Source organism: Shewanella nanhaiensis (genome assembly GCF_019457885.1).
Classification (GTDB): domain Bacteria; phylum Pseudomonadota; class Gammaproteobacteria; order Enterobacterales; family Shewanellaceae; genus Shewanella; species Shewanella nanhaiensis.
The window spans coordinates 324,071-344,020 of record NZ_JAHZST010000004.1; the positions used below are offsets into that span (position 1 = coordinate 324,071).

Sequence of the window (19,950 nt, forward strand, 5' to 3'; positions counted from 1 at the left end):
AGCAATTATAGCGGGTATTATGTTGTAAATTAGTTTGTATACAGTCAAGAATTTTTGAGAGGTGCCTTAATATGGCAACAGCTGAAATAGAATCAATTTTGGATCTTAATACTCTAGAGCAGTACTGCAGTGCAATTGGTGCGGGCACTTTGTTAAAAAGCGTCGTTTTATTTGAGCAGTTGATGCCAGAGTATGTGGGCAACTTAGTTAATGCTAAAGAAGCTCAAGATAAAGACACATTGTGTTCTGAAGCTCATAAGTTTAAAGGCGCCGCCGGTTCCGTTGGCCTGAAACGTATTCAGCAGTTTGCTCAACTACTTCAACACGGTGAAGATGCTGAGTGGGCTGAGGGTCACGAAGCCTGGTTACAAGCTATTGTTGATAATGCCAGCCTAGATCTAGCTGAATTAAAGCAGTATCTAGAGGCGAAAGCATAACAGCTTGATTTTGTTATGTGCATGGCGCTAATGGAGCTTGACTCTATTAGCGCTTTTTTATGGCGTTTATCTCCGCATTTCCCGCTTTATTTAGTCTTTTTCTCTTTTTTGTTCATAAAATCCTAATTAAATTTTAGAGATAGCTCACATTTTAATGTCTGATATTACGCGAATAGTGCTAATACTATGGTATTGTCGATATTGAATATCTGAATGAAAATCTTAGTTGGTAATCGATTTTATGAAGCACTTACCCAGTTTGAAAAACCTCTTTTATCTCGTGAACCTCTATCAGGAGCAGAATTTTAATCGTGCTGCTAAGATGTGTCATGTCAGTCAGTCTACCCTCTCTAGCGGGATACAAAACTTAGAGGAGCAGCTTGGACATCAGTTAATTGAGCGGGATCATAAATCATTTATCTTTACGGCTATTGGTGAAGAGGTGGTTCTGAGATCGCGCAAGTTACTCACCGATGTCGATGACCTTGTTGAGTTGGTTAAGCACCAAGGCGAGCCAATGACAGGGGATATTCGCTTAGGTTGTATTCCGACAATTGCCCCTTTCCTGTTGAGTCGAGTGGTTAAACAGTGTCAGCAAACCTACCCGAATCTCACCATGTTCTTAAAAGAGGATACGACTGAGAGGCTATTGGACGCCTTAGGTAAGGGAGAGCTTGATCTTCTATTGTTAGCCCTGCCAGTGGATACCAGTGGATACCACAGTATGAAGGTGGGGATCGATCCCTTTAAACTGGTAGTTCATAACGACTTGGCGGGTGAGATCCATGAGCCTTTGGATTATCAATCTTTGCCCGATGAAAGTATATTTTTGCTTCAGGCTGAACATTGTATTACTGGGCATGCCGTCAGTGCTTGTCAGCTTGGTGACAGTGCTAAGGTGAACCCATTTGCAGCGACCAGTCTACATACGTTAGTGCAGATGGTTAACGGCAAATTGGGAACGACATTCCTACCTCAAATGGCGATAGATGCAGGTATTCTCAATGATACTGATCTAGAGGTGATGCAGCCACCAGGTGAGGCGCCCTATCGAGATATCGGCTTGGTATGGAGACAGACCTCAAGCCGTATCTTGACCTTTAGGACCTTAGGCTTAGCGATACAGGATCTCCTAGCTAAAGAGCCTGTTTAAGATAATTTAATGATAAAAGCCTGAGCGAGTCTCAGGCTTTTTATGATTGGCATAAGATCAGCCGTTAGAGACACCAAAGACTTCAATAGAGTGCTGCTTTCCTTTTAACTTGACCGGCCCTAAGTTAGTTAAGGTGTATTGGCTGCTGTCATTATCTAAACGGGACTCCAGTGAGCCTGAGATCAACATTCTCTGTCCCAGTGGATTGCACTGATCTTGAAGTCTAGCTAAGGTATTAAGCACATCACTAAAGAAGCTGATCTCCTGCTTTTGCACACCCACCACAGCCGCCACCACTTGACCACAGTGAGCGGCAGCCTTGAACTTGGGCACAAAACCATACTGCTCTTCAAAATACTGCCGTTGCCAATTGAGTTGTTGGCTGAACTCAAAATAGATATTGAAGCAGCGATCTTGCTGTATACCATCTTTTAAGGGCCAATGTATCAACACGGCATCGCCCATATAGCGATAGATCTCAGCTTCATTATTCACAACCGTATCAGATAGCAGACTAAAGCTATCTTGGATCAATCGGCTAAAGCGGTAATCCCCTAATGTCTCGGCGTGAGTGGTTGATGCCACCATATCTAAGTAGAGGAATAACCTCTGCTCATACCTTGGTTTATGGTACTTACCCAGCCCGATATTAAGCAGTACTCGCGGCCCAACAAGCAGCGCCATCTGCTCGATAAAGGCTAAGCCAACTCGCACGACAACCAGATAGACAATGAGTGCCTGAAATGAGGGACTATAGAGAATATGCGCTGTTAGCATCTGTCTCAAGGTGGCCATATGGTTTTCGATAGCCCACATATTGAGAAACTGGGTGATATAAGCCAGCGTCGTTGCGCCAAGCAGGAGAAAGAGTCCCTTAAAGATCACCGAGAAAAGATAAGGGAGGCGATTGATTGCGCTAAAGTCAGCAATTAGATTCGACATCCAGTGTAAGCTGCCAAAGATGATCCCCATATAGATAGCCAAGGTCGCCAGATCTGCAGAGCCGATGGCCCATTGGGGAAGATCCGGTGCTTGTGCATATCTAAAGAACACAAATGCCGCCATGGCGATGCCCCAGGCGATTATCGCAAAAATAAGTTTTTTTGCTTGTATACGTGCTCTCACGGTAAAGGGGTTATCCTAAGGGTGGCGGTCAGGGGCGCTATTTTATAGAAAATACCCCCATCATTTCCAGTAGTATTTGTGATCTTAGTCAAATGAAAGTCAGTTCATGGCTTTAATTTAAACGAATAAGATGAATGTATCGACAAGTTAGATTAAAAGGTAAGTATTTAGAGGTTTTTTAGTTAATTTAGCTAGCTTATTTTAATGGTGTTTTGCTTATATACCGAATGCTCTGGAGAGGATCGATTGTGTAAAAGGGATCTTAAGATAGAAGCCTCTAGGGTTGGTCATCTGAGTGCTGCCATTTGGACCAATACTTTGAGTCACTGAACGACTGTTTGCACCTTTAGGTCTAAGTTGTAACACCTCTCCATGTCTGGCTGTGAGCTGCTTAACTTGGCCAAGAGCAATAAACTCCATGATCTCTTCCCAGTCTTGCTTTAATAAGGCAAGCTCCTCCTCATTAGGGCGCCATAAAATAGGGCTGCCTATCTGCCGCTGTGAGACTGGAATATCCCTATCGCCCTGGATCGGGATCCAAAGGACAGTTTGTAATTTATGACAAACAACACTGGTCTCCCAAGTCAATCCTTGAATATCGATTAAAGGTGCAACGGTTACATAGGTGGTCTCTATCGGCTTGCCATTTTTATCTACTGGAATAGTTTTAAGTTCAATACCCAAATGGAGAAAGTCGGGTTCAGGTCTAGAGCCTGCCAATGCACCGAGTTCATGCTCTATCAATTGTCCAACCCAACCTTTATCACGTTTAAGATTAGCGGGGGTGATAAAACCGTGGGAGTCGGCGAGCTGACCTAATGTTAATCCTGCCATATCGTAGGCACGATTCATTAATTCATCGATTGTTTTGGGGGAGTTAGGGGTGGTCATTCGCTGATTTTACCAAAGATAGGAGAGATAGCAATTGGTGGTTAAAAAGCATTCAAGCCAACTTGTGTTGATAACTCATTTTCTAGAGGTAAGGCTAACTTATTGATAATAATAGTTAAGGATGGCCTCTTTTCCTTATTGAGTTGAGTATTTTTTACTTGCTCTATCTTTCCCCCAACTTTTCCAACACAGTTATCCACAGTTTTATTGGATAACTTCTATATTTAGAAACCAAACTATAAATTTATGAGATGTCAAACAGATATTTAGGGGAGTTATTATAAAAAATAGATAAATATCCTCTTTACTTGTGAATAACATGATAATTGAAAACCTAGACTTATTCAAAAACGAAAGCTTGATTAAAAAGTGAGCTGCATCTCTGTTGGTTTTACCATTAACCCATATGATCTTTTTTAAGTTTATATAAAATAAGGGTTTTATTTGCTTTGGTTAAAAGGTTATACATTAGAAATTTCGTACGTATTTTGGGTTTTTAACGGTTACAAATGAGTTAAGAACAGAGATATCCACAGATTTTGTGGATATCCTCGCCGACCTAATGGAGTCCTTGTTGATAAAGTTGATATTTTTATTTATTTATCCAAGGTTATTCTCTCACGGGATATTTGCCGAACTCACTGCTTTGTGAAACAATCGAATGATTAAAGTGTGAATTCACGGAGTCCATGTGATTGATAGTGACGGCTTTCGGGCTAATGTGGGCATCATTATCTGTAATCGTTTTGGGCAGGTTATGTGGGCGAGAAGATTTGGCCAACATTCCTGGCAATATCCTCAAGGTGGCGTCGATGATGGCGAGACTCCTGAGGAGGCAATGTATCGAGAACTTTATGAAGAGGTTGGGCTAAGGCCTGAACACGTTCAGATCTTAACTTCTACCCGTTCTTGGCTACGTTATAGGTTACCCAAACGCTTAATTAGACAAGATAGTAAGCCTGTGTGTATTGGGCAAAAGCAGAAATGGTTTTTGCTACAACTTAAAAGCAGTGAAAGTGCCATCAACCTTAATGCTTGTGGCCATCCGGAGTTTGATGATTGGCGTTGGGTGAGCTATTGGTATCCAGTGCGACAAGTGGTTTCTTTTAAACGTGATGTTTATAGAAAAGTGATGAAGGAGTTTGCACCTACTGCACTGCCATTTCAGTCGCGGGAGCATCATAGCAACAATCGAAGAGGTCGGCGGCGCTAAACTGCGAATGAACAAAACCTAGGGGCTCCTCTATCGTATTTAATGAGGAGCCTTTATCTGAACACCAAATATGGCGTAAGAGAGTGAAAACGGAGGTTTACTAAGTGTTAAAAACACTAAGAGATATTACACAGGCTGTTGCTGCGGCACAGGATCTCCACTCTGCATTAGCCCTATTGGTGTCTCAAACCAAGTCAGCCATGGCAACCCAGTGTTGCTCTATCTATATACTAGAAGGTCGGCAACTTATTCTATCGGCCACCGATGGTCTGCTTACTGATGCGGTTGGTCAGGTGAAGATGTCATTGAGTGAAGGCCTAGTCGGGCTCGTCGCCGAGCGGGAAGAGGCTGTTAACCTTGCCGATGCTCGTCAACATCCTAGATTTAAAGAGTTCTCTGAAGTTGAGGAGGAGAGCTTTCGTGCATTTCTTGCTGTCCCCATTATCTACCAAAAACGTATTCTCGGTGTTCTAGTTGTTCAGCAAGTCGAAGCTAGGCAGTTTAATGAAGGTGAAGAAGCATTTCTGATGACCTTAGCCGCGCAGCTTGCGATGGCTATCAGAAACCTGAGAATGAAAGATGAGGTGAAAACCAGCTCTAACCAACTGCATTTTACCGGCACTTCTGCTGCTAACGGTATCGCCATCGCCCATGCTTTAGTACTTGGTGGCCAGATAGATCTGGAGCAGCCAGAGTCAAGAACTCAAGATATAACCTCCGAGGAGGCAAGGTTACACACGGCAATTAGTACCTGTAAAGATACGCTAACCTCTCTGTCGCAGCGATTCGATCAAGAGCAGGACAATGAAGTGGTCTCTATCTTCTCTGCTCTGTTACTTCTGCTTGATCATGCCAGTTTAGGAGGGGAGTACATTAAAGAGGTGAGAGATGGCTGGTGTGCTGTTTCTGCTGTCAGTCGGGTTTCTCTGCGTTACATAGAGCAGTTTACCCAGATGCAAGATCTCTACCTGAAGGAGCGTGCTAGTGATATTCGCGATCTAGGTCAGCGGGTATTACGTCTCTTAATTGAGCCTGAAAGGATGGAGGTTGATCCCGAGATCCCAGTGATCTTGGTCACTAAAGAAGCCGATGCCACCATGTTAGCTGAGTTCCCCAGACAGAAACTGGTGGGAATAGTGACAGAGCAAGGGGGAGTGAACTCCCACGCGGCTATTTTAGCTCGGGCTTTAGGCGTTCCCGCGATTATTGGTGTCGAGGGGGTGTTGACGGCTGGTATCGATAATAAACTGCTTATTATCAATGCTAATAGAGGCCAGCTCTTAGTCTCTCCTACTCCGACATTGATTAATGAGTATCGTAACCTTATCTCTGCCGAGAAGGCGCTGCAAAAGCAGTACGCGATGGAGTTGAACCTGCCTGCTGAGACCCTTGATGGGAAGCGGATCCATCTTTATTTAAATGCAGGCTTGTTAAGCAGTTTAGGCTCCGAGATAGCCGATGGTTCAGACGGTGTCGGCCTGTATCGTACAGAGATACCTTTTATGTTGCACCAGAGATTCCCTAGCGAGTCTGAGCAGGTGAAGGTGTACAAAGAGGTTCTTGAAGCCGCCAGTGATAAACCAGTGGTGATGCGTACCTTAGATGTCGGTGGCGATAAACCACTCTCCTACTTTCCTATTAATGAAGAAAACCCTTTCCTTGGTTGGCGCGGTATACGCCTTTCTCTCGATCATCCTGAGCTGTTTCTGGTCCAGCTTAGGGCGATGGTCCAAGCTGGGGGCGAAGGGGAGCAGTTGCATATCTTACTGCCTATGGTGAGCAGTTTAGATGAGATTGATCAGGCTAAAGCTTACTTAGAGCAAGCCTATTTTGAGCTGAAAAATGATGTGAATCCTAATATTGTCAGACCAAAACTTGGGATCATGCTAGAAGTGCCAGCATTACTTTACCAACTTGCAGAGGTTGCAAAACGGGTAGATTTTGTCTCCGTTGGCTCTAACGACTTAACTCAATACCTGCTCGCTGTGGACAGAAATAACCCAAGGGTCAGTACGCTTTATGATTGTTATCATCCAGGAATACTTCGCGCTTTAAAACGGGCACGTTTCGACTGTTGGCAGTATCATCTCCCTGTGAGCGTATGTGGTGAACTTGCCGGAGAGCCGATCGGTGTTATTTTGCTGGTTGCCATGGGTTATGATCAGTTAAGTATGAACCAGGGAAGTTTAGCTAAGGTTAACTACCTACTTAGACGAGTGTCTCACTCGGATCTCAGTGAGCTTTTGGAGATGGCTCTGACGTTAAATAATGGCCGTCAAGTAAGGGAGTTGGTAAGAAGCTACTTTGAATCTCGCGAGCTGGGTGCTCTGCTTAACTAACTGCCCCTTTTGTTATAAACTAGCGCTCTTTTTTCTGTGAAGGTGCCGCCTTGGATAGCATGGTTTTGGTTTTTATCAGTTGCTTGGCTTTAGGTGCTTTTATTGGCTTTATGGCGGGGTTATTGGGCATAGGTGGCGGAGTTATCGCTGTACCTGCGCTGCTTATTTTACTCCCAAGTATTGGTTTTTCTTCAGAGATTTTGCCACACGTGGCGATTGCAACCTCCCTTGCAGCCATCATCTTAACCTCTCTTTCATCGGCTCAGGCTCATCATAGACGGGGTAATATCCCTTGGCCTATTTTTAAAACCATGTTGCCGGGGTTGATCTTAGGCTCAATTTGCTCAGGCTTTATCGCTAAGATGATAAGTGCAGAGCAACTGCAGCTGATATTTGCCTTTTTTATCATCTTGATGGCGATTCAGATGGTATTTCCATTTCGTGTGGCGGCTGAAAATAAACCGCTGCCATCGACACTATTTCTATTTTTAACCTCGGTCATTATTGCTATCATCGCTGCCTTAATGGGGATTGGCGGTGGAATACTCTTGATCCCATTTTTGAGTTGGTGTGGGTTACAGATGCGTAATGCGATAGGTTTTTCGTCGGCGTCAGGTCTGTTCATCTCGCTGTTTGGTAGCTTAGGTTATGTGGTTGCAGGTTGGCAGGTATCTGGCTTGCCTTCGGGCACATTAGGGTATGTCTATTTGCCAGCTCTTTTAGGGATAGTGATCACCTCAGTGCTAATGGCTCCATTGGGTGTCAGAGCCGCTACTCACTGGCCAACTCCTATTTTAAAACGAATTTTTGCACTTTTGCTTATCGTCACTGGCATTAAGCTTGCGCTCACTTAATGAGCCTGTCGATAACAGCTGTATAAGAAAGAATATCAATTTTTGTAAGGCGCCATCAGAGGATAAGTCGCAATGAAACAGTACCTAGATCTATGTCACAGAATTATCGATGAAGGCACCTGGATTGAAAATGAGCGTACCGGTAAACGCTGTTTAACTGTGATCAATGCCGACCTTGTTTATAACGTTGCTGACAATGAGTTTCCACTTATCACTACTCGAAAGAGCTTTTGGAAGAGTGCGATCGCCGAGATGTTGGGCTATATACGGGGTTATGACAATGCTGCCGATTTCAGAAAACTGGGAGCCAAGACATGGGATGCCAACGCCAACGAAAATCAAGCTTGGCTAAACAATCCTCATCGTAAAGGTGAAGATGACATGGGGCGTGTTTATGGCGTTCAGGGGCGTGCATGGAGTAAGCCTGATGGCGGTAGTGTGGATCAACTTAGGAAGATAGTCGACAACCTGAAAAATGGTGTCGATGATAGAGGTGAGATATTAAGCTTCTATAACCCTGGTGAGTTTCATATGGGCTGTTTACGCCCTTGTATGCATACCCATAATTTCTCAATGCTCGGTGATACTCTCTACTTAAATAGTTTTCAGCGTTCATGTGATGTGCCATTAGGCTTAAACTTTAATCAGGTGCAGGTATTTGCGCTATTGGCTATCGTGGCTCAGATCACTGGGAAAAAAGCGGGAATGGCGTACCATAAGATTGTGAATGCTCACATATATGAAGACCAACTCGAATTGATGCGTGATGTACAGTTAAAGCGAGAGCCGTTTTCACCAGCGTCATTAACTATTAATCCAGATATTAAATCCCTTGAAGATCTGGAAACTTGGGTTACTATGGACGACTTTGAAGTGTCAGGTTACCAGCATCATGACGCGATAAAATACCCATTTTCAGTTTAATTGACTGAAAGGCTGGTTTTGCTAAATATTTAAATAGTTGGGATAACGGATGTTAATCAAATGTTTGTTACCCACTATTTATGAATAAAAATACCCTTTCATCTTTACGCATTTTCTCATATTTTTATCAGATATCTGTTTCTGTTCACATTTCTTAAAAGTTAGCAAAAAGCTTGTTTGATAAATACTCAAACTGTCTATAGACTCAAAACATCGGAAATACCGATGTTTATAACTGATGGAAACGAATATTCAAGTATATGCGTTTCGGCTAAACTCAAGTCATTAAGATTTTTTGGAGCGTATTATGGAAAGGGCGATTAAGAATTTTTTGAGCCAAGAATCAGCCGGAGGCATACTGCTAATGATTGCAGTTGCACTCGCTATGTTAATGGCTAACTCCCCTTTAGCTGGTGTTTATCAAGGTTTTCTCGATACTGAGATGCAAGTTCGTGTGGGCAGTCTGGATATAGATAAGACGCTTATTCACTGGATCAACGATGGCCTGATGGCGCTGTTTTTTATGTTGATTGGATTGGAAGTTAAGCGAGAGCTACTTGAAGGAGCACTATCAAGTGCTGCTCAGGCATCACTGCCAACATTTGCAGCTATCGGTGGTATGGTCATGCCTGCTGCCATCTACCTGATGTTCAACTATAGCGATCCGCTTACTCAATCGGGTTGGGCTATTCCGGCTGCGACCGATATTGCATTCGCCTTGGGTGTTATGGCCCTGCTTGGTAGCCGTGTACCTGTTTCATTAAAAGTGTTTTTATTAGCTCTGGCTATTATCGATGATCTCGGTGTTGTTGTGATCATCGCTATGTTCTATAGCACAGATCTGTCTATGCTGAGCTTGATTGTTGCTGCTATCGCCATTGTAGGTCTAGTCAGTTTGAACCTAAAAGGTGTGACTGCACTTGGCCCATATGGCGTCCTAGGGATGATTCTCTGGATCGCAGTGTTAAAGTCAGGCGTGCATGCAACTTTAGCGGGTGTGATTATCGCTTTCTGTATTCCATTAAGGGCAAAAGATGGCAGTTCTCCCTCTGAGAGCTTAGAGCATAGCTTGCACCCGTGGAGCACTTTCATCATCTTACCTATTTTTGCTTTTGCCAATGCTGGGGTGGACTTGAGTCCGATGAGCTTTGGTGACCTATTATCGCCAGTCCCTGTGGGTATCGCATTAGGTCTGCTGCTTGGTAAGCCATTAGGTATCTTAATATTTAGCTTTATAGCGGTGAAATTAAAGCTTGCTGTACTGCCTGAAGGCATGGGCTGGAAGCATATCGCACCTGTGACTGTGATGTGTGGTATCGGTTTCACTATGTCGATGTTTATCTCTTCACTGGCCTTTGTTGGTGATGCAGCTGCATATGGTGATCTGGCAAGATTGGGTATTTTAGTTGGCTCATTATCGTCAGCCCTAATAGGTTACTTCTGGTTATCTAAGGTGTTACCAGAAACTGCAGACAGTAAGGAAACCAAACAAGGAGAATTAGCATGAGAAATTTAATGCTAGTATCGGCTCTGTGTTTGGGAATAGTTCCTACTGCAAGTGCGAGTCAATTAGACGCGTGTAACTCAGAGGTTCAAAGTGAGTCATGCCAACATTATCTAGAAGGGGTTGTTGATGGCGCTTTGATGTATAAACCCAATGCGGTTGGGGCGCGTATTGAGACAGATAGTTATGAATCTCGCGCCCTCAAATATCGTGGCGGTAAACGCTTTCAAGAGGCAAACCGCACCTACTGTGAAGGGCGTATTCCAGACCGTGAGATACTCGTCAATGGTCTTGGTGAAGCTTTCTTGGCGGGTAATATCAAACGTGTAGAGATGCTTAATGAAGTGATGTACAGTTTGATGGATTGTCAAAGAGTCAAATAACTTAGATTAAGCTGAGAAGATATGTCTCACCTGAACTACAACCATCTCTATTATTTCTGGATGGTTCATAAAAAAGGCTCGGTGGCGAAAGCTGCCGAGGCTTTATGCTTAGCCCCTCAAACGGTGACAGGGCAGATCCGTGTCCTTGAAGCCCGCCTGAAAGGCAGTCTATTCAAACGTTCTGGACGCTCCCTTGAGCCCACTGAGCTTGGTGAGTTGGTGTTTCGTTATGCCGATAGGATGTTTAGCCTGAGTTATGAGATGCTGGATATTCTCAATTACCAAAAAGATGAGAATATTCTGTTTGAAGTTGGCATTGCCGATGCGCTCTCTAAGGCGCTTGCAAGTCGAGTTCTTCTCTCTGTTGTTCCCAGTGATGGTTCTATGCATTTGGCCTGCTTTGAGTCGACCCATGAAAGTTTAATGGAGCGGCTGCGTGAGCATAAACTTGATATGATCTTATCTGATTGCGCTGGTGAATCTTTAAAATACCCAGAGATCTTATCCAAGAAGCTGGGGGAGTGCGGGATTGCATTTTTCTCTGCTGAACCGTTCAGTCAACCTTTCCCTGAATGTTTAGAGCAGGGCAAGCTGTTGATCCCGGGTAAGCGCACCTCTTTAGGTCAGCAACTGTACCACTGGTTTGATGTCAATGGGCTCAATGTCAATATCTTAGGTGAGTTTGATGACGCGGCTATGATGAAGGCATTTGGTTTCTTTAAGCAGGGGATCTTCGTTGCTCCCTCAATCTATAAGCAAGATATCTTATCTCATGGTATGCATCTACTTGGTGAAACGACGGACATTAAAGAGGTTTATCATGTGATGTTTGCTGAGAGAATGATCCAACATCCTGCGGTGAAACGTCTCTTGGCAACCGATTTTACCGATCTGTTTGAAGGTCGTGATGCCGAGGTACAGCGTCTATAATCAAACTGAGCTCATATTGAACTCACTCCTTGATAAGACTACACTAGCAGCAAATAAAAGAGAGGGATAATTTCTGTGTCTGAACCAATGAATATCGCTAGAGTTAGATGGGCTTGTCGCAGAGGAATGTTGGAGCTTGATGTTCTCTTCCAACCATTTGTTGAAAAACATTACGAGCAGATGTCCGTTGAAGATAAACATATTTTTGTTCGTCTGTTAGAGGGAGAAGATCCGGTACTGTTTGCTTGGTTTATGGGACATGAAAAGTGCCCAGACCCTGAGCTTGCTAAGATGGTGATCCGTGTCCGTGGAAGAGACGCAGCATAGCTTTAATCTCACCTCGTCATTCGACCAGCGTTTCTCGTTGGTCGTTTTTGCCAGTCTGTGTTTAACCTCATTTCTTGCTTGGCCTCTCTTAGATTCACTCCTATATCACCTGATTAAAGTGCTATTTTTCTCGATTATGCTGCTGTTTTTTATCTATCAATTCTTACAACTCAAGAGTTGGCGTTGTCAATTTGTGCTTAATGGGGCTGGGGAGGGACGTTTGCAGAGGGGAGAGAAGTTTAAGTTAACGCAAAAGGCGTTTGTTTCCCCCTTTATTTGCCTGTTCTATATTGAAGCTGATGAAGAGCTGACGTTAATGATGGTTTGGTCTGATATGTGTGACGACACAAGTTACCGTCACTTGTGCCGTCTTTTGCTTGCCAGTAAAGGCTGAGTCCCTTTTAGCTGGTGCTACCAAATACTAATCAGGTTGTAAAATGGTTGGGGTTGGTTTATCCATCTGCTGTGGATGATCTATGTTGTAGTGGAGTCCGCGACTCTCCTTACGTTCCATTGCACAGCGAATGATAAGCTCTGCCACCTGAACTAAGTTTCTTAACTCAAGCAGGTTATTACTGACTCGGAAGTTACTGTAATACTCTTGGATCTCCTGCTGCAACATGGCGCAGCGGCGAAGTGCGCGTTCAAGACGTTTATCTGAGCGTACGATACCGACATAATCCCACATAAACAGCCTGAGTTCATGCCAGTTATGGGCAATCACAACCTCTTCATCTGAGTTGGAGACCTGGCTTTCATCCCAAGCGGGAATGTGACCTGGCATAGGTATCTTATGCAGTTGGCTTTCAATATCCTCACCTGCTGCACGGGCAAATACCAAGCACTCAAGCAGGGAGTTACTGGCCAAACGGTTTGCGCCATGTAGACCTGTATAGGCGACCTCTCCTATGGCATATAAGCCGTTTAGATCGGTTTGCCCATGGATATCTGTCATCACGCCGCCACAGGTATAGTGAGCAGCAGGCACCACAGGGATAGGATCTGTGGTGATATCGATACCGAATTCGAGGCAGCGCTTATGAATTGTCGGGAAGTGTTTAATGACAAAATCAGCGGGTTTATGGCTAATGTCCAGATAGACACAGTCAGAACCTAAGCGTTTCATCTCATAATCGATGGCGCGGGCAACAATGTCTCTGGGAGCCAGCTCAGCACGCTCATCAAAGTCTGGCATAAAGCGGCTACCGTCGGGACGACGAAGAAAAGCGCCTTCACCGCGTAACGCTTCGGTCAGCAGGAAGTTTCTGGCATCGGCATGATAGAGGCAAGTGGGATGGAACTGATTAAACTCCATATTGGCCACACGGCATCCTGAGCGCCACGCCATCGCGATGCCATCGCCTGAAGCTATATCTGGATTAGAGGTATATTGATACACCTTAGAGCTGCCGCCAGTGGCTAGTGCAACAAAACGTGCCTTAACTGTCTCTACATGCTCCTCATCTCTGTTCCAGATATAAGCACCGAGTACTCGATTACCTGAGAGGTTTAATTTGCGTGAGGTGATAAGGTCAATGGCGTTATAGCGCTCGAGAACACGGATATTTGGGTGCGCCTTAGCTCTATCTTGCAGAGTGACTTGAACCTCTTTTCCCGTGGCATCGGCGGCATGGAGGATCCGTCTATGACTATGGCCACCCTCTCGTGTGAGGTGGTAGGGAGCTTGGCTAGCATCACCTTCGAAGCTCTCCTCTTTATCAAAAGCAACGCCACATTTTATTAGCCACTCCATGGAGCTTTTTGCATTTTTGGCGGTAAAAGTGACCACTGACTCATCACATAAACCTGCGCCGGCGACTAAAGTATCGGCAACGTGGGATTCTATCGTATCATCTTCATCGAATACCGAGGCGATGCCGCCCTGGGCATAGTAGGTCGAGCCTTCACTCAGAGGACCCTTTGATAATAATATTACTTGTGACTTTTCAGCAAGATGCAACGCTAATGTTAGGCCTGCAGCGCCACTGCCAATAACCAAAACGTCAGATTGGTGTTCAACTACTTGTTTCATCAGGTATCATGGTAAGTCTGTGAGTGTTATCTATGGTAAACCAAGTCAGCAAATATGGATACATTCCTGGGTAACAGAAAAATAAATTCAACTCTATGCAATTTTTTTAGAACTTTTTAGAAGTAAGCTAGTCTACATATGTGAATATGATTCGAGCGACTGAGAAATCAGCATTTTAGATTTAGGAGTAGTCGGCTCGGATGAGTGGACAAATAAGTGATCAACAGTTAGTTGAGCGGGTACAGCAGGGAGATAAGAACGCCTTTAACCTCTTAGTGCAGAAGTATCAAAATAAGGTCATGAGTCTGATCTCACGTTATGTACGTAATCAGGCTGATGTTGGAGATGTCGCTCAGGAAGCTTTTATTAAAGCCTACAGAGCACTGCCAAACTTCAGAGGTGAAAGTGCATTCTATACTTGGTTGTATCGGATTGCGGTTAATACCGCGAAAAACCATTTGGTGGCACAGGGGCGCCGCGCTCCTGCAAATGATATCGATGCTGAAGAAGCTGAGTATTATGATGGTAGCGATGCGTTAAAGGAGTTTGCATCTCCGGAGCGCTTAATGATGTCAGATCAGATCCAGAAAGTGGTCTTTGACACATTAGATACCTTGCCAGAAGAGTTAAAGATGGCGATTTCGTTACGTGAACTCGATGGGATGAGTTACGAAGAGATAGCTAATGTAATGGATTGTCCAGTGGGAACTGTAAGATCGCGTATCTTCAGGGCTCGTGAGGCGATCGATAAAAAGCTCCAACCTTTGTTAGAGCAGTAATATCTTTTACTAATATACGTAATATACAGGTGAAAAATGGATAAATTAGGTCAGGAATGGGTATCCGCTGCCGTCGATGGTGAAGTCGATGAGCAGGCGTTGGCTGAACTTGCAGCTAACAAGGATTCACATGAGCAGTGGCGTGATTATCATATGATAGGCGACGCAATGCGTGGTGAGTTACCTAAGACAATGAACTTAGACCTCTCAGCCAGTATCGCTGCCGCAATTGAACTGGAGCCAGCTATTTTAGCCCCAGCTCAGCCTAAGCTTGAAGAGACACAAGTGACTAAGAAGTCGAATGTGATCCCTATGTTTAAGCAGTTTGGTCAATATGCCATCGCTGCAAGTGTCGCCTTAGTTGCTGTGATTGGCGTTCAAAATTACAGCCAAGAGACAGCTATCGATGCATCACCACTACCTGTGCTGAATACGCGTCCACTCGTGGGCAGTGTTACGCCTGTGAGCCTGCAAACTGGCCCAGTTCAACAAAACCAAGGTTTCAGTAATGTGCAGATGAAAGAGCAGCGTCAACGCATCAATGCTTATATTCAAGATCATATGTTGCAACAGAGATTGAATAATGGGGTTAAAATAGAAGACAATAGTGGAGTTGATTCCATTCCTGTGAGTAACTAGTACTCATAAAGGTACTTTTTCTATTTAGTTATACTCGTAAGGAGTTAGCTTGCGTCTTTTCCTGTTAGCACTGTTAGTTTTACATTTTCCTGCGATGGCGCAAGAAGATATGTCAGCAAAGGCTTGGCTTGAGAATATGAGTCAGGCCTTGCGTGAGCAAGAGTACAAAATCTCCCTTATCCAACTTCAAGCGGATCATATCCGTCCCTTAGTCTACATCCATGGCAAGATTGAAGATAAAGAAGTTGCTTTTCTAGAGCACCTTAATGGTCCGCCTAAGAATGCGGTAAGAGTTGGAAATACCGTTACTTTTATCGAACATGATCAACCTGCCTACAGCATCAATGCCAGCCGTATTCAGGGGATTTTACCCCCCGCTTTTGCTGGAGATATCTCGGCTCTTGAATCAGGTTACCAATTTGTATTAGGTGGTCGTAGCCGCTTAGCGGGGCGTCCCGGTCAGCTAGTGCGTATCATTCCTGTCGATGGCTTTAGGTATGGCTATCAAGTCTGGTTAGATATGGATACGTTCCTACCGCTACGCTACGACATGTTAACCCAAGATAAGCAGCTACTTGAACAGATCTTAGTGGTTGAGTTGTTAGTGCTCGATGATGTGCCTGCGATACTCAACGAAGCTTATAAGCAGCCTTGGCCTGGTGTTATCGCTCAACCCACCAGAGACGCTGGCGATAACTGGAAGTTTAAGTGGTTACCTGAAGGGTTTAACGTTTTAGTCAAAGACAGTCATAGATTGATGGGCAGTCACGAAGCGGTTGAATATATCGCGCTTAGTGATGGTATTGCTAATATCTCTGTCTATGTTGCTAGAGCTGGTGATGCCGTTATGCCTGAAGAGTTAGTCACTAGAAATGGGCTCTCTTTAGCAACTGAGCGGATCGGTAATGCGGAAGTGGTTGCTGTAGGTAAAGTGCCTGCTGAAACCCTATCTCGCATCGCCAAAAGCATCACCATAGAGTAGTTGAGAATCATAGTATGATGGAAGAGATGGCAAAGGTGCTCGAGTCTGATGGAAAGGGCTGGGTAACAGTTGAGGTTCAGGTTAAAAATGCCTGCAATCATTGTGACAACAGCGAGTCATGTGGCACCTCTGCGGTTTCAAAAGCCTTCTCACCTAAAGTGCAACGTTTCTCTATTCCATCGGATCGCCAGTATCAAGCTGGCGAACTGTTGAAACTTGGACTCCCCGAAAGCGTACTGTTAAAAGCGGCGGCATTGGTTTATCTGCTACCTTTGCTTGGACTGTTTTTCGGTGTCGCTGTGGCCTCCTTTATCACCTCTACGTTTAATCTAGCCTCTGGCGATTTTGTGGTCATTCCATTTGCCATCGCCGGCGCTCTGCTGTTTTGGGCTAAGGGTAAAAAAATGGCCAAGCGCATGGAGAGTGACACCCAGCCGGTGATTATTTCTCATCTAGGCCACTCCATTTAGTTCTTATCCGTCTTAAATTCGATTGGTATTACTTGCTCAATCGGGTACAATTCGGCACTTTTAAAAATTCTAACTTTGAGTACTCATTAGCCATATCATGAAGCACATTAGAAACTTTTCGATTATTGCCCATATCGATCACGGCAAATCAACACTTTCAGACCGATTGATTCAAGAATGTGGCGGTCTTTCTGATCGTGAAATGGCAGCCCAAGTTCTAGATTCAATGGACATTGAGCGTGAGCGTGGTATCACCATTAAAGCCCAGAGCGTCACCTTAGATTATAAAGCGTTAGATGGCGAAACTTACCAGCTAAACTTTATTGATACCCCTGGTCACGTGGATTTCTCCTATGAAGTTTCTCGCTCTTTGGCTGCTTGTGAAGGTGCGCTGCTCGTTGTTGATGCAGGCCAAGGTGTTGAAGCACAAACACTTGCCAACTGTTACACCGCCCTTGAGATGGATATGGACGTAGTGCCTGTTCTGAACAAGATTGACCTACCACAGGCCGATCCAGAGCGTGTAGCGGATGAGATTGAAGATATCGTGGGTATTGAAGCGGCCGATGCCGTTCGTTGCTCGGCTAAAACCGGTATTGGTATTAAAGATGTACTTGAAGTCATTGTCGCGCAGATCCCACCGCCAGAAGGTGATACAGAGGGACCGCTTCAGGCTTTGATTATCGATTCTTGGTTCGACAGCTATCTAGGCGTCGTATCATTGGTTCGAATTAAAAATGGCATATTGAAGAAAGGCGATAAGTTTAAGGTGATGTCGACAGGACAAACCTATAACGCCGATCGCGTAGGTATCTTTACGCCAAAGCAAACCGACACAGCAGAGCTGAAAACTGGTGAAGTAGGGTTTGTTATTGCGGGTATTAAAGAGATCCACGGTGCACCAGTTGGTGATACCTTAACCCATGCTAAACATGGTGCTGAAAAGCCACTGGGTGGATTTAAAAAGGTGAAGCCTCAGGTTTATGCTGGTGTATTCCCTATCTCTACCGATGATTATGAAAGTTTCCGTGATGCCTTGAACAAACTAAGTTTGAATGATGCATCACTGTTTTTCGAGCCAGAGACCTCATCGGCCCTTGGTTTTGGTTTCCGCATAGGCTTCTTAGGTCTGCTGCACATGGAGATCATTCAGGAGCGTCTTGAGCGTGAATATAATCTCGACTTAATCACCACTGCGCCAACAGTAGTGTATGAGATTGTTAAGACCAGTGGTGATACCATCTATGTTGATAACCCATCGGATCTGCCAGCAATTAATAATATTGCTGAGATGCGTGAGCCGATTGTTGAGACCAATATTTTGGTACCAAAAGATTACCTAGGTAACGTTATCACCTTGTGTGTCGAGAAACGTGGCGTACAGAAAAACATGGTGTATCACGGGAACCAAGTGGCGATCACTTATGAGTTGCCAATGGCGGAAGTGGTCATGGACTTCTTCGATCGCCTTAAGTCAACCAGTCGCGGTTATGCTTCACTTGAGTACAACTTTGTTCGGTTTGAGCCTGCCGATATGGTGCGCTTAGATATCTTGATCAATGGCGACAGAGTCGATGCGTTAGCGATGATTATCCACAAAGGTCTGATCCGTACTAAGGGTCTAGCACTAGTGAATAAGATGAAAGAGCTTATTCCGCGTCAGATGTTTGATATTGCGGTTCAGGCAGCCGTTGGCAGTCAGATCATCGCACGTTCATCCATCAAGGCGATGCGTAAAGATGTAACGGCTAAGTGTTACGGTGGTGACGTTTCCCGTAAGAAGAAACTGCTTAATAAGCAGAAAGAGGGTAAGAAACGCATGAAGTCTGTGGGTAACGTTGAAGTACCACAGGAAGCCTTCCTTGCCGTTCTTAAGCTCAACGATTAATTATTATCGAATAGAATTCGTTAATAATTGTTAATAGACAGCGCCGCAGTTTGCGGCGCTTTCGTTAGTGCAGTATAAATGTGGTACTGATATACGTGGTACCTATACGCTAACTTAGTTAGTGATTACTAATTTTAAGATTAAGGCAGGAGTTAATTATCTATGGCAGCCTATTTTTCCCTCATTCTGGTACTGGTGACCCTGTGTAGTGGCTTAGTTTGGATGGCCGATGCACTGTTACTTGCACCTAAGCGTCGTGAAAAGCTTGCGATGGCGCAAGCAGCTGATGCCAATATTAGTGAGGAGATTGCCGAGAAGATCACCCGTGAGCCAGCACTTGTTGAGACCTCACGCTCAATATTTCCTGTGATCGCTTTTGTGCTGATTTTACGCTCATTTATCTACGAGCCGTTTCAGATCCCGTCGGGTTCTATGATGCCAACCCTGTTAGTGGGTGACTTTATTCTGGTTGAGAAGTTTACCTACGGCCTAAAAGATCCTGTGTGGCGTAGTCAGCTTGTGGATAATGGTAAGCCTGAGCGTGGTGATGTGGCGGTATTTAAATATCCAGTCGATCCTAAAATTGATTACATTAAACGTGTGATAGGTTTGCCTGGTGATCGTATCGTTTATCGCAATAAGCAGCTTTATATTCAACCGGCCTGCGCTGAAGGTGCTGAAACTTGTCCTGAGCTGCAGCAGGTACCACGCGTGTCTGTTAATCAAGGCGAATTTACTCACAATGGTACGCCTCTGCTGCGCTATACAGAGAAGCTTGGCGATGTCAGTCATGACATCTTAATTGATCCAAGTCGCCCTGAGCCGCTGAGTTACTACTTCCGTGAAGGTAACTTGCCTGTGGGTGAGTTTATCGTTCCAGAAGGTCAATACCTGATGATGGGTGATAATCGTGATAATAGTACTGACAGCCGTTTCTGGGGATTTGTGCCTGAAGAGAATTTAGTCGGTAAGGCGGTCGCGATCTGGATTAGCTTTGAGTTTGAACGCTCTAAAGCTGACTTCTTGCCAAGTTGGATCCCAACTGGTGTGCGTTTTGAACGTGTAGGTGGTATTACATAA

Annotated in this window: 20 protein-coding genes; 17 read left to right on the top strand and 3 right to left on the bottom strand. The window is 44.5% G+C overall.

From position 1 onward, the window contains the following. Positions 1–71: 71 nt before the first annotated feature. On the top strand, positions 72–437 hold the full coding sequence (locus K0625_RS08120; RefSeq protein WP_220109233.1) for an Hpt domain-containing protein: 366 nt from the start codon (positions 72–74) through the stop codon (positions 435–437). Positions 438–678: 241 nt separating this feature from the next. Next, the gene (oxyR, locus tag K0625_RS08125) at positions 679–1,590 is read left to right on the top strand and encodes a hydrogen peroxide-inducible genes transcriptional activator OxyR (RefSeq protein ID WP_220109234.1); all 912 of its coding nucleotides are present in this window, start codon (positions 679–681) and stop codon (positions 1,588–1,590) included. 57 nt (positions 1,591–1,647) lie between these two features. Here the strand turns inward: oxyR and K0625_RS08130 are convergent, their stop codons facing one another. Both K0625_RS08130 and mutH read right to left on the bottom strand, forming a co-directional pair. Next, complete coding sequence (locus tag K0625_RS08130) at positions 1,648–2,715, bottom strand: adenylate/guanylate cyclase domain-containing protein (protein WP_012323864.1); 1,068 nt, start codon at positions 2,713–2,715, stop codon at positions 1,648–1,650. A 216-nt stretch (positions 2,716–2,931) separates the two neighbouring features. Continuing rightward, positions 2,932–3,606 carry a DNA mismatch repair endonuclease MutH gene (gene mutH / locus K0625_RS08135; protein ID WP_220109235.1) on the bottom strand — a complete coding sequence of 225 codons (675 nt, stop codon included), beginning with the start codon at positions 3,604–3,606 and terminating at the stop codon, positions 2,932–2,934. 691 nt (positions 3,607–4,297) lie between these two features. Between mutH and rppH the strand changes: the two genes are divergently transcribed. The 9 genes from rppH to K0625_RS08180 all read left to right on the top strand — a co-directional run bounded on the left by rppH (position 4,298) and on the right by K0625_RS08180 (position 12,474). Continuing rightward, entirely contained in the window at positions 4,298–4,819 is a 522-nt protein-coding gene (gene rppH / locus K0625_RS08140; protein WP_012323866.1) for an RNA pyrophosphohydrolase, read from the top strand. 104 nt (positions 4,820–4,923) lie between these two features. Further along, complete coding sequence (gene ptsP, locus K0625_RS08145; protein WP_220109236.1) at positions 4,924–7,158, top strand: phosphoenolpyruvate--protein phosphotransferase; 2,235 nt, start codon at positions 4,924–4,926, stop codon at positions 7,156–7,158. Between the two features lie 50 nt (positions 7,159–7,208). Next, positions 7,209–8,012, top strand: coding sequence for a sulfite exporter TauE/SafE family protein (locus K0625_RS08150; RefSeq protein ID WP_220109237.1), 804 nt, complete (start codon positions 7,209–7,211; stop codon positions 8,010–8,012). A gap of 72 nt (positions 8,013–8,084) precedes the next feature. Continuing rightward, on the top strand, positions 8,085–8,936 hold the full coding sequence (locus K0625_RS08155; protein WP_220109238.1) for a thymidylate synthase: 852 nt from the start codon (positions 8,085–8,087) through the stop codon (positions 8,934–8,936). 307 nt (positions 8,937–9,243) lie between these two features. Continuing rightward, entirely contained in the window at positions 9,244–10,443 is a 1,200-nt protein-coding gene (nhaA, locus tag K0625_RS08160; protein WP_220109239.1) for a Na+/H+ antiporter NhaA, read from the top strand. Next, the gene (locus K0625_RS08165) at positions 10,440–10,823 is read left to right on the top strand and encodes a hypothetical protein (RefSeq protein WP_220109240.1); all 384 of its coding nucleotides are present in this window, start codon (positions 10,440–10,442) and stop codon (positions 10,821–10,823) included. Before nhaA ends, K0625_RS08165 begins: the two co-directional genes overlap by 4 nt. A 21-nt stretch (positions 10,824–10,844) precedes the next feature. After that, positions 10,845–11,753: a transcriptional activator NhaR gene (gene nhaR / locus K0625_RS08170; RefSeq protein ID WP_220109241.1), complete on the top strand. Its 909-nt coding sequence runs from the start codon at positions 10,845–10,847 to the stop codon at positions 11,751–11,753. Between the two features lie 87 nt (positions 11,754–11,840). Then, a complete protein-coding gene (locus tag K0625_RS08175) occupies positions 11,841–12,080 on the top strand; it encodes an FAD assembly factor SdhE (RefSeq protein WP_065187473.1) in 240 nt (79 codons plus the stop codon). After that, entirely contained in the window at positions 12,061–12,474 is a 414-nt protein-coding gene (locus tag K0625_RS08180; protein ID WP_220109242.1) for a protein YgfX, read from the top strand. Before K0625_RS08175 ends, K0625_RS08180 begins: the two co-directional genes overlap by 20 nt. Positions 12,475–12,501: 27 nt before the next feature. Here the strand turns inward: K0625_RS08180 and nadB are convergent, their stop codons facing one another. Continuing rightward, positions 12,502–14,112, bottom strand: coding sequence for an L-aspartate oxidase (nadB, locus tag K0625_RS08185; protein ID WP_220109243.1), 1,611 nt, complete (start codon positions 14,110–14,112; stop codon positions 12,502–12,504). A gap of 200 nt (positions 14,113–14,312) precedes the next feature. Here nadB and rpoE point away from each other — a divergent pair, with 200 nt between their 5' ends. The 6 genes from rpoE (at position 14,313) to lepB (ending at position 19,950) form a co-directional block, all read left to right on the top strand. Then, positions 14,313–14,891: an RNA polymerase sigma factor RpoE gene (gene rpoE / locus K0625_RS08190; protein WP_012323875.1), complete on the top strand. Its 579-nt coding sequence runs from the start codon at positions 14,313–14,315 to the stop codon at positions 14,889–14,891. A gap of 36 nt (positions 14,892–14,927) precedes the next feature. Next, positions 14,928–15,530 carry a sigma-E factor negative regulatory protein gene (locus K0625_RS08195; RefSeq protein ID WP_220109244.1) on the top strand — a complete coding sequence of 201 codons (603 nt, stop codon included), beginning with the start codon at positions 14,928–14,930 and terminating at the stop codon, positions 15,528–15,530. Between the two features lie 49 nt (positions 15,531–15,579). After that, positions 15,580–16,512 (top strand): MucB/RseB C-terminal domain-containing protein, encoded by a 933-nt coding sequence (locus K0625_RS08200; RefSeq protein WP_220109245.1) that lies wholly within the window; start codon positions 15,580–15,582, stop codon positions 16,510–16,512. Positions 16,513–16,526: 14 nt separating this feature from the next. Then, complete coding sequence (locus tag K0625_RS08205) at positions 16,527–16,982, top strand: SoxR reducing system RseC family protein (RefSeq protein ID WP_220109246.1); 456 nt, start codon at positions 16,527–16,529, stop codon at positions 16,980–16,982. 97 nt (positions 16,983–17,079) lie between these two features. Next, a complete protein-coding gene (lepA, locus tag K0625_RS08210) occupies positions 17,080–18,870 on the top strand; it encodes a translation elongation factor 4 (protein ID WP_012323879.1) in 1,791 nt (596 codons plus the stop codon). Between the two features lie 162 nt (positions 18,871–19,032). Next, positions 19,033–19,950 carry a signal peptidase I gene (lepB, locus tag K0625_RS08215; RefSeq protein WP_220109247.1) on the top strand — a complete coding sequence of 306 codons (918 nt, stop codon included), beginning with the start codon at positions 19,033–19,035 and terminating at the stop codon, positions 19,948–19,950.

What these genes read in the sequence shown, in the direction of transcription:
- K0625_RS08120 (WP_220109233.1), top strand. Translation starts at nt 72, where the DNA reads ATGGCAACAGCTGAAATAGAATCAATTTTGGATCTTAATACTCTAGAG.
- oxyR (WP_220109234.1), top strand. Translation starts at nt 679, where the DNA reads ATGAAGCACTTACCCAGTTTGAAAAACCTCTTTTATCTCGTGAACCTC.
- mutH (WP_220109235.1), bottom strand. Translation starts at nt 3,606, where the DNA reads ATGACCACCCCTAACTCCCCCAAAACAATCGATGAATTAATGAATCGT.
- K0625_RS08155 (WP_220109238.1), top strand. Translation starts at nt 8,085, where the DNA reads ATGAAACAGTACCTAGATCTATGTCACAGAATTATCGATGAAGGCACC.
- nhaA (WP_220109239.1), top strand. Translation starts at nt 9,244, where the DNA reads ATGGAAAGGGCGATTAAGAATTTTTTGAGCCAAGAATCAGCCGGAGGC.
- K0625_RS08165 (WP_220109240.1), top strand. Translation starts at nt 10,440, where the DNA reads ATGAGAAATTTAATGCTAGTATCGGCTCTGTGTTTGGGAATAGTTCCT.
- nhaR (WP_220109241.1), top strand. Translation starts at nt 10,845, where the DNA reads ATGTCTCACCTGAACTACAACCATCTCTATTATTTCTGGATGGTTCAT.
- K0625_RS08175 (WP_065187473.1), top strand. Translation starts at nt 11,841, where the DNA reads ATGAATATCGCTAGAGTTAGATGGGCTTGTCGCAGAGGAATGTTGGAG.
- nadB (WP_220109243.1), bottom strand. Translation starts at nt 14,112, where the DNA reads ATGAAACAAGTAGTTGAACACCAATCTGACGTTTTGGTTATTGGCAGT.
- rpoE (WP_012323875.1), top strand. Translation starts at nt 14,313, where the DNA reads ATGAGTGGACAAATAAGTGATCAACAGTTAGTTGAGCGGGTACAGCAG.
- K0625_RS08195 (WP_220109244.1), top strand. Translation starts at nt 14,928, where the DNA reads ATGGATAAATTAGGTCAGGAATGGGTATCCGCTGCCGTCGATGGTGAA.
- K0625_RS08205 (WP_220109246.1), top strand. Translation starts at nt 16,527, where the DNA reads ATGATGGAAGAGATGGCAAAGGTGCTCGAGTCTGATGGAAAGGGCTGG.
- lepA (WP_012323879.1), top strand. Translation starts at nt 17,080, where the DNA reads ATGAAGCACATTAGAAACTTTTCGATTATTGCCCATATCGATCACGGC.
- lepB (WP_220109247.1), top strand. Translation starts at nt 19,033, where the DNA reads ATGGCAGCCTATTTTTCCCTCATTCTGGTACTGGTGACCCTGTGTAGT.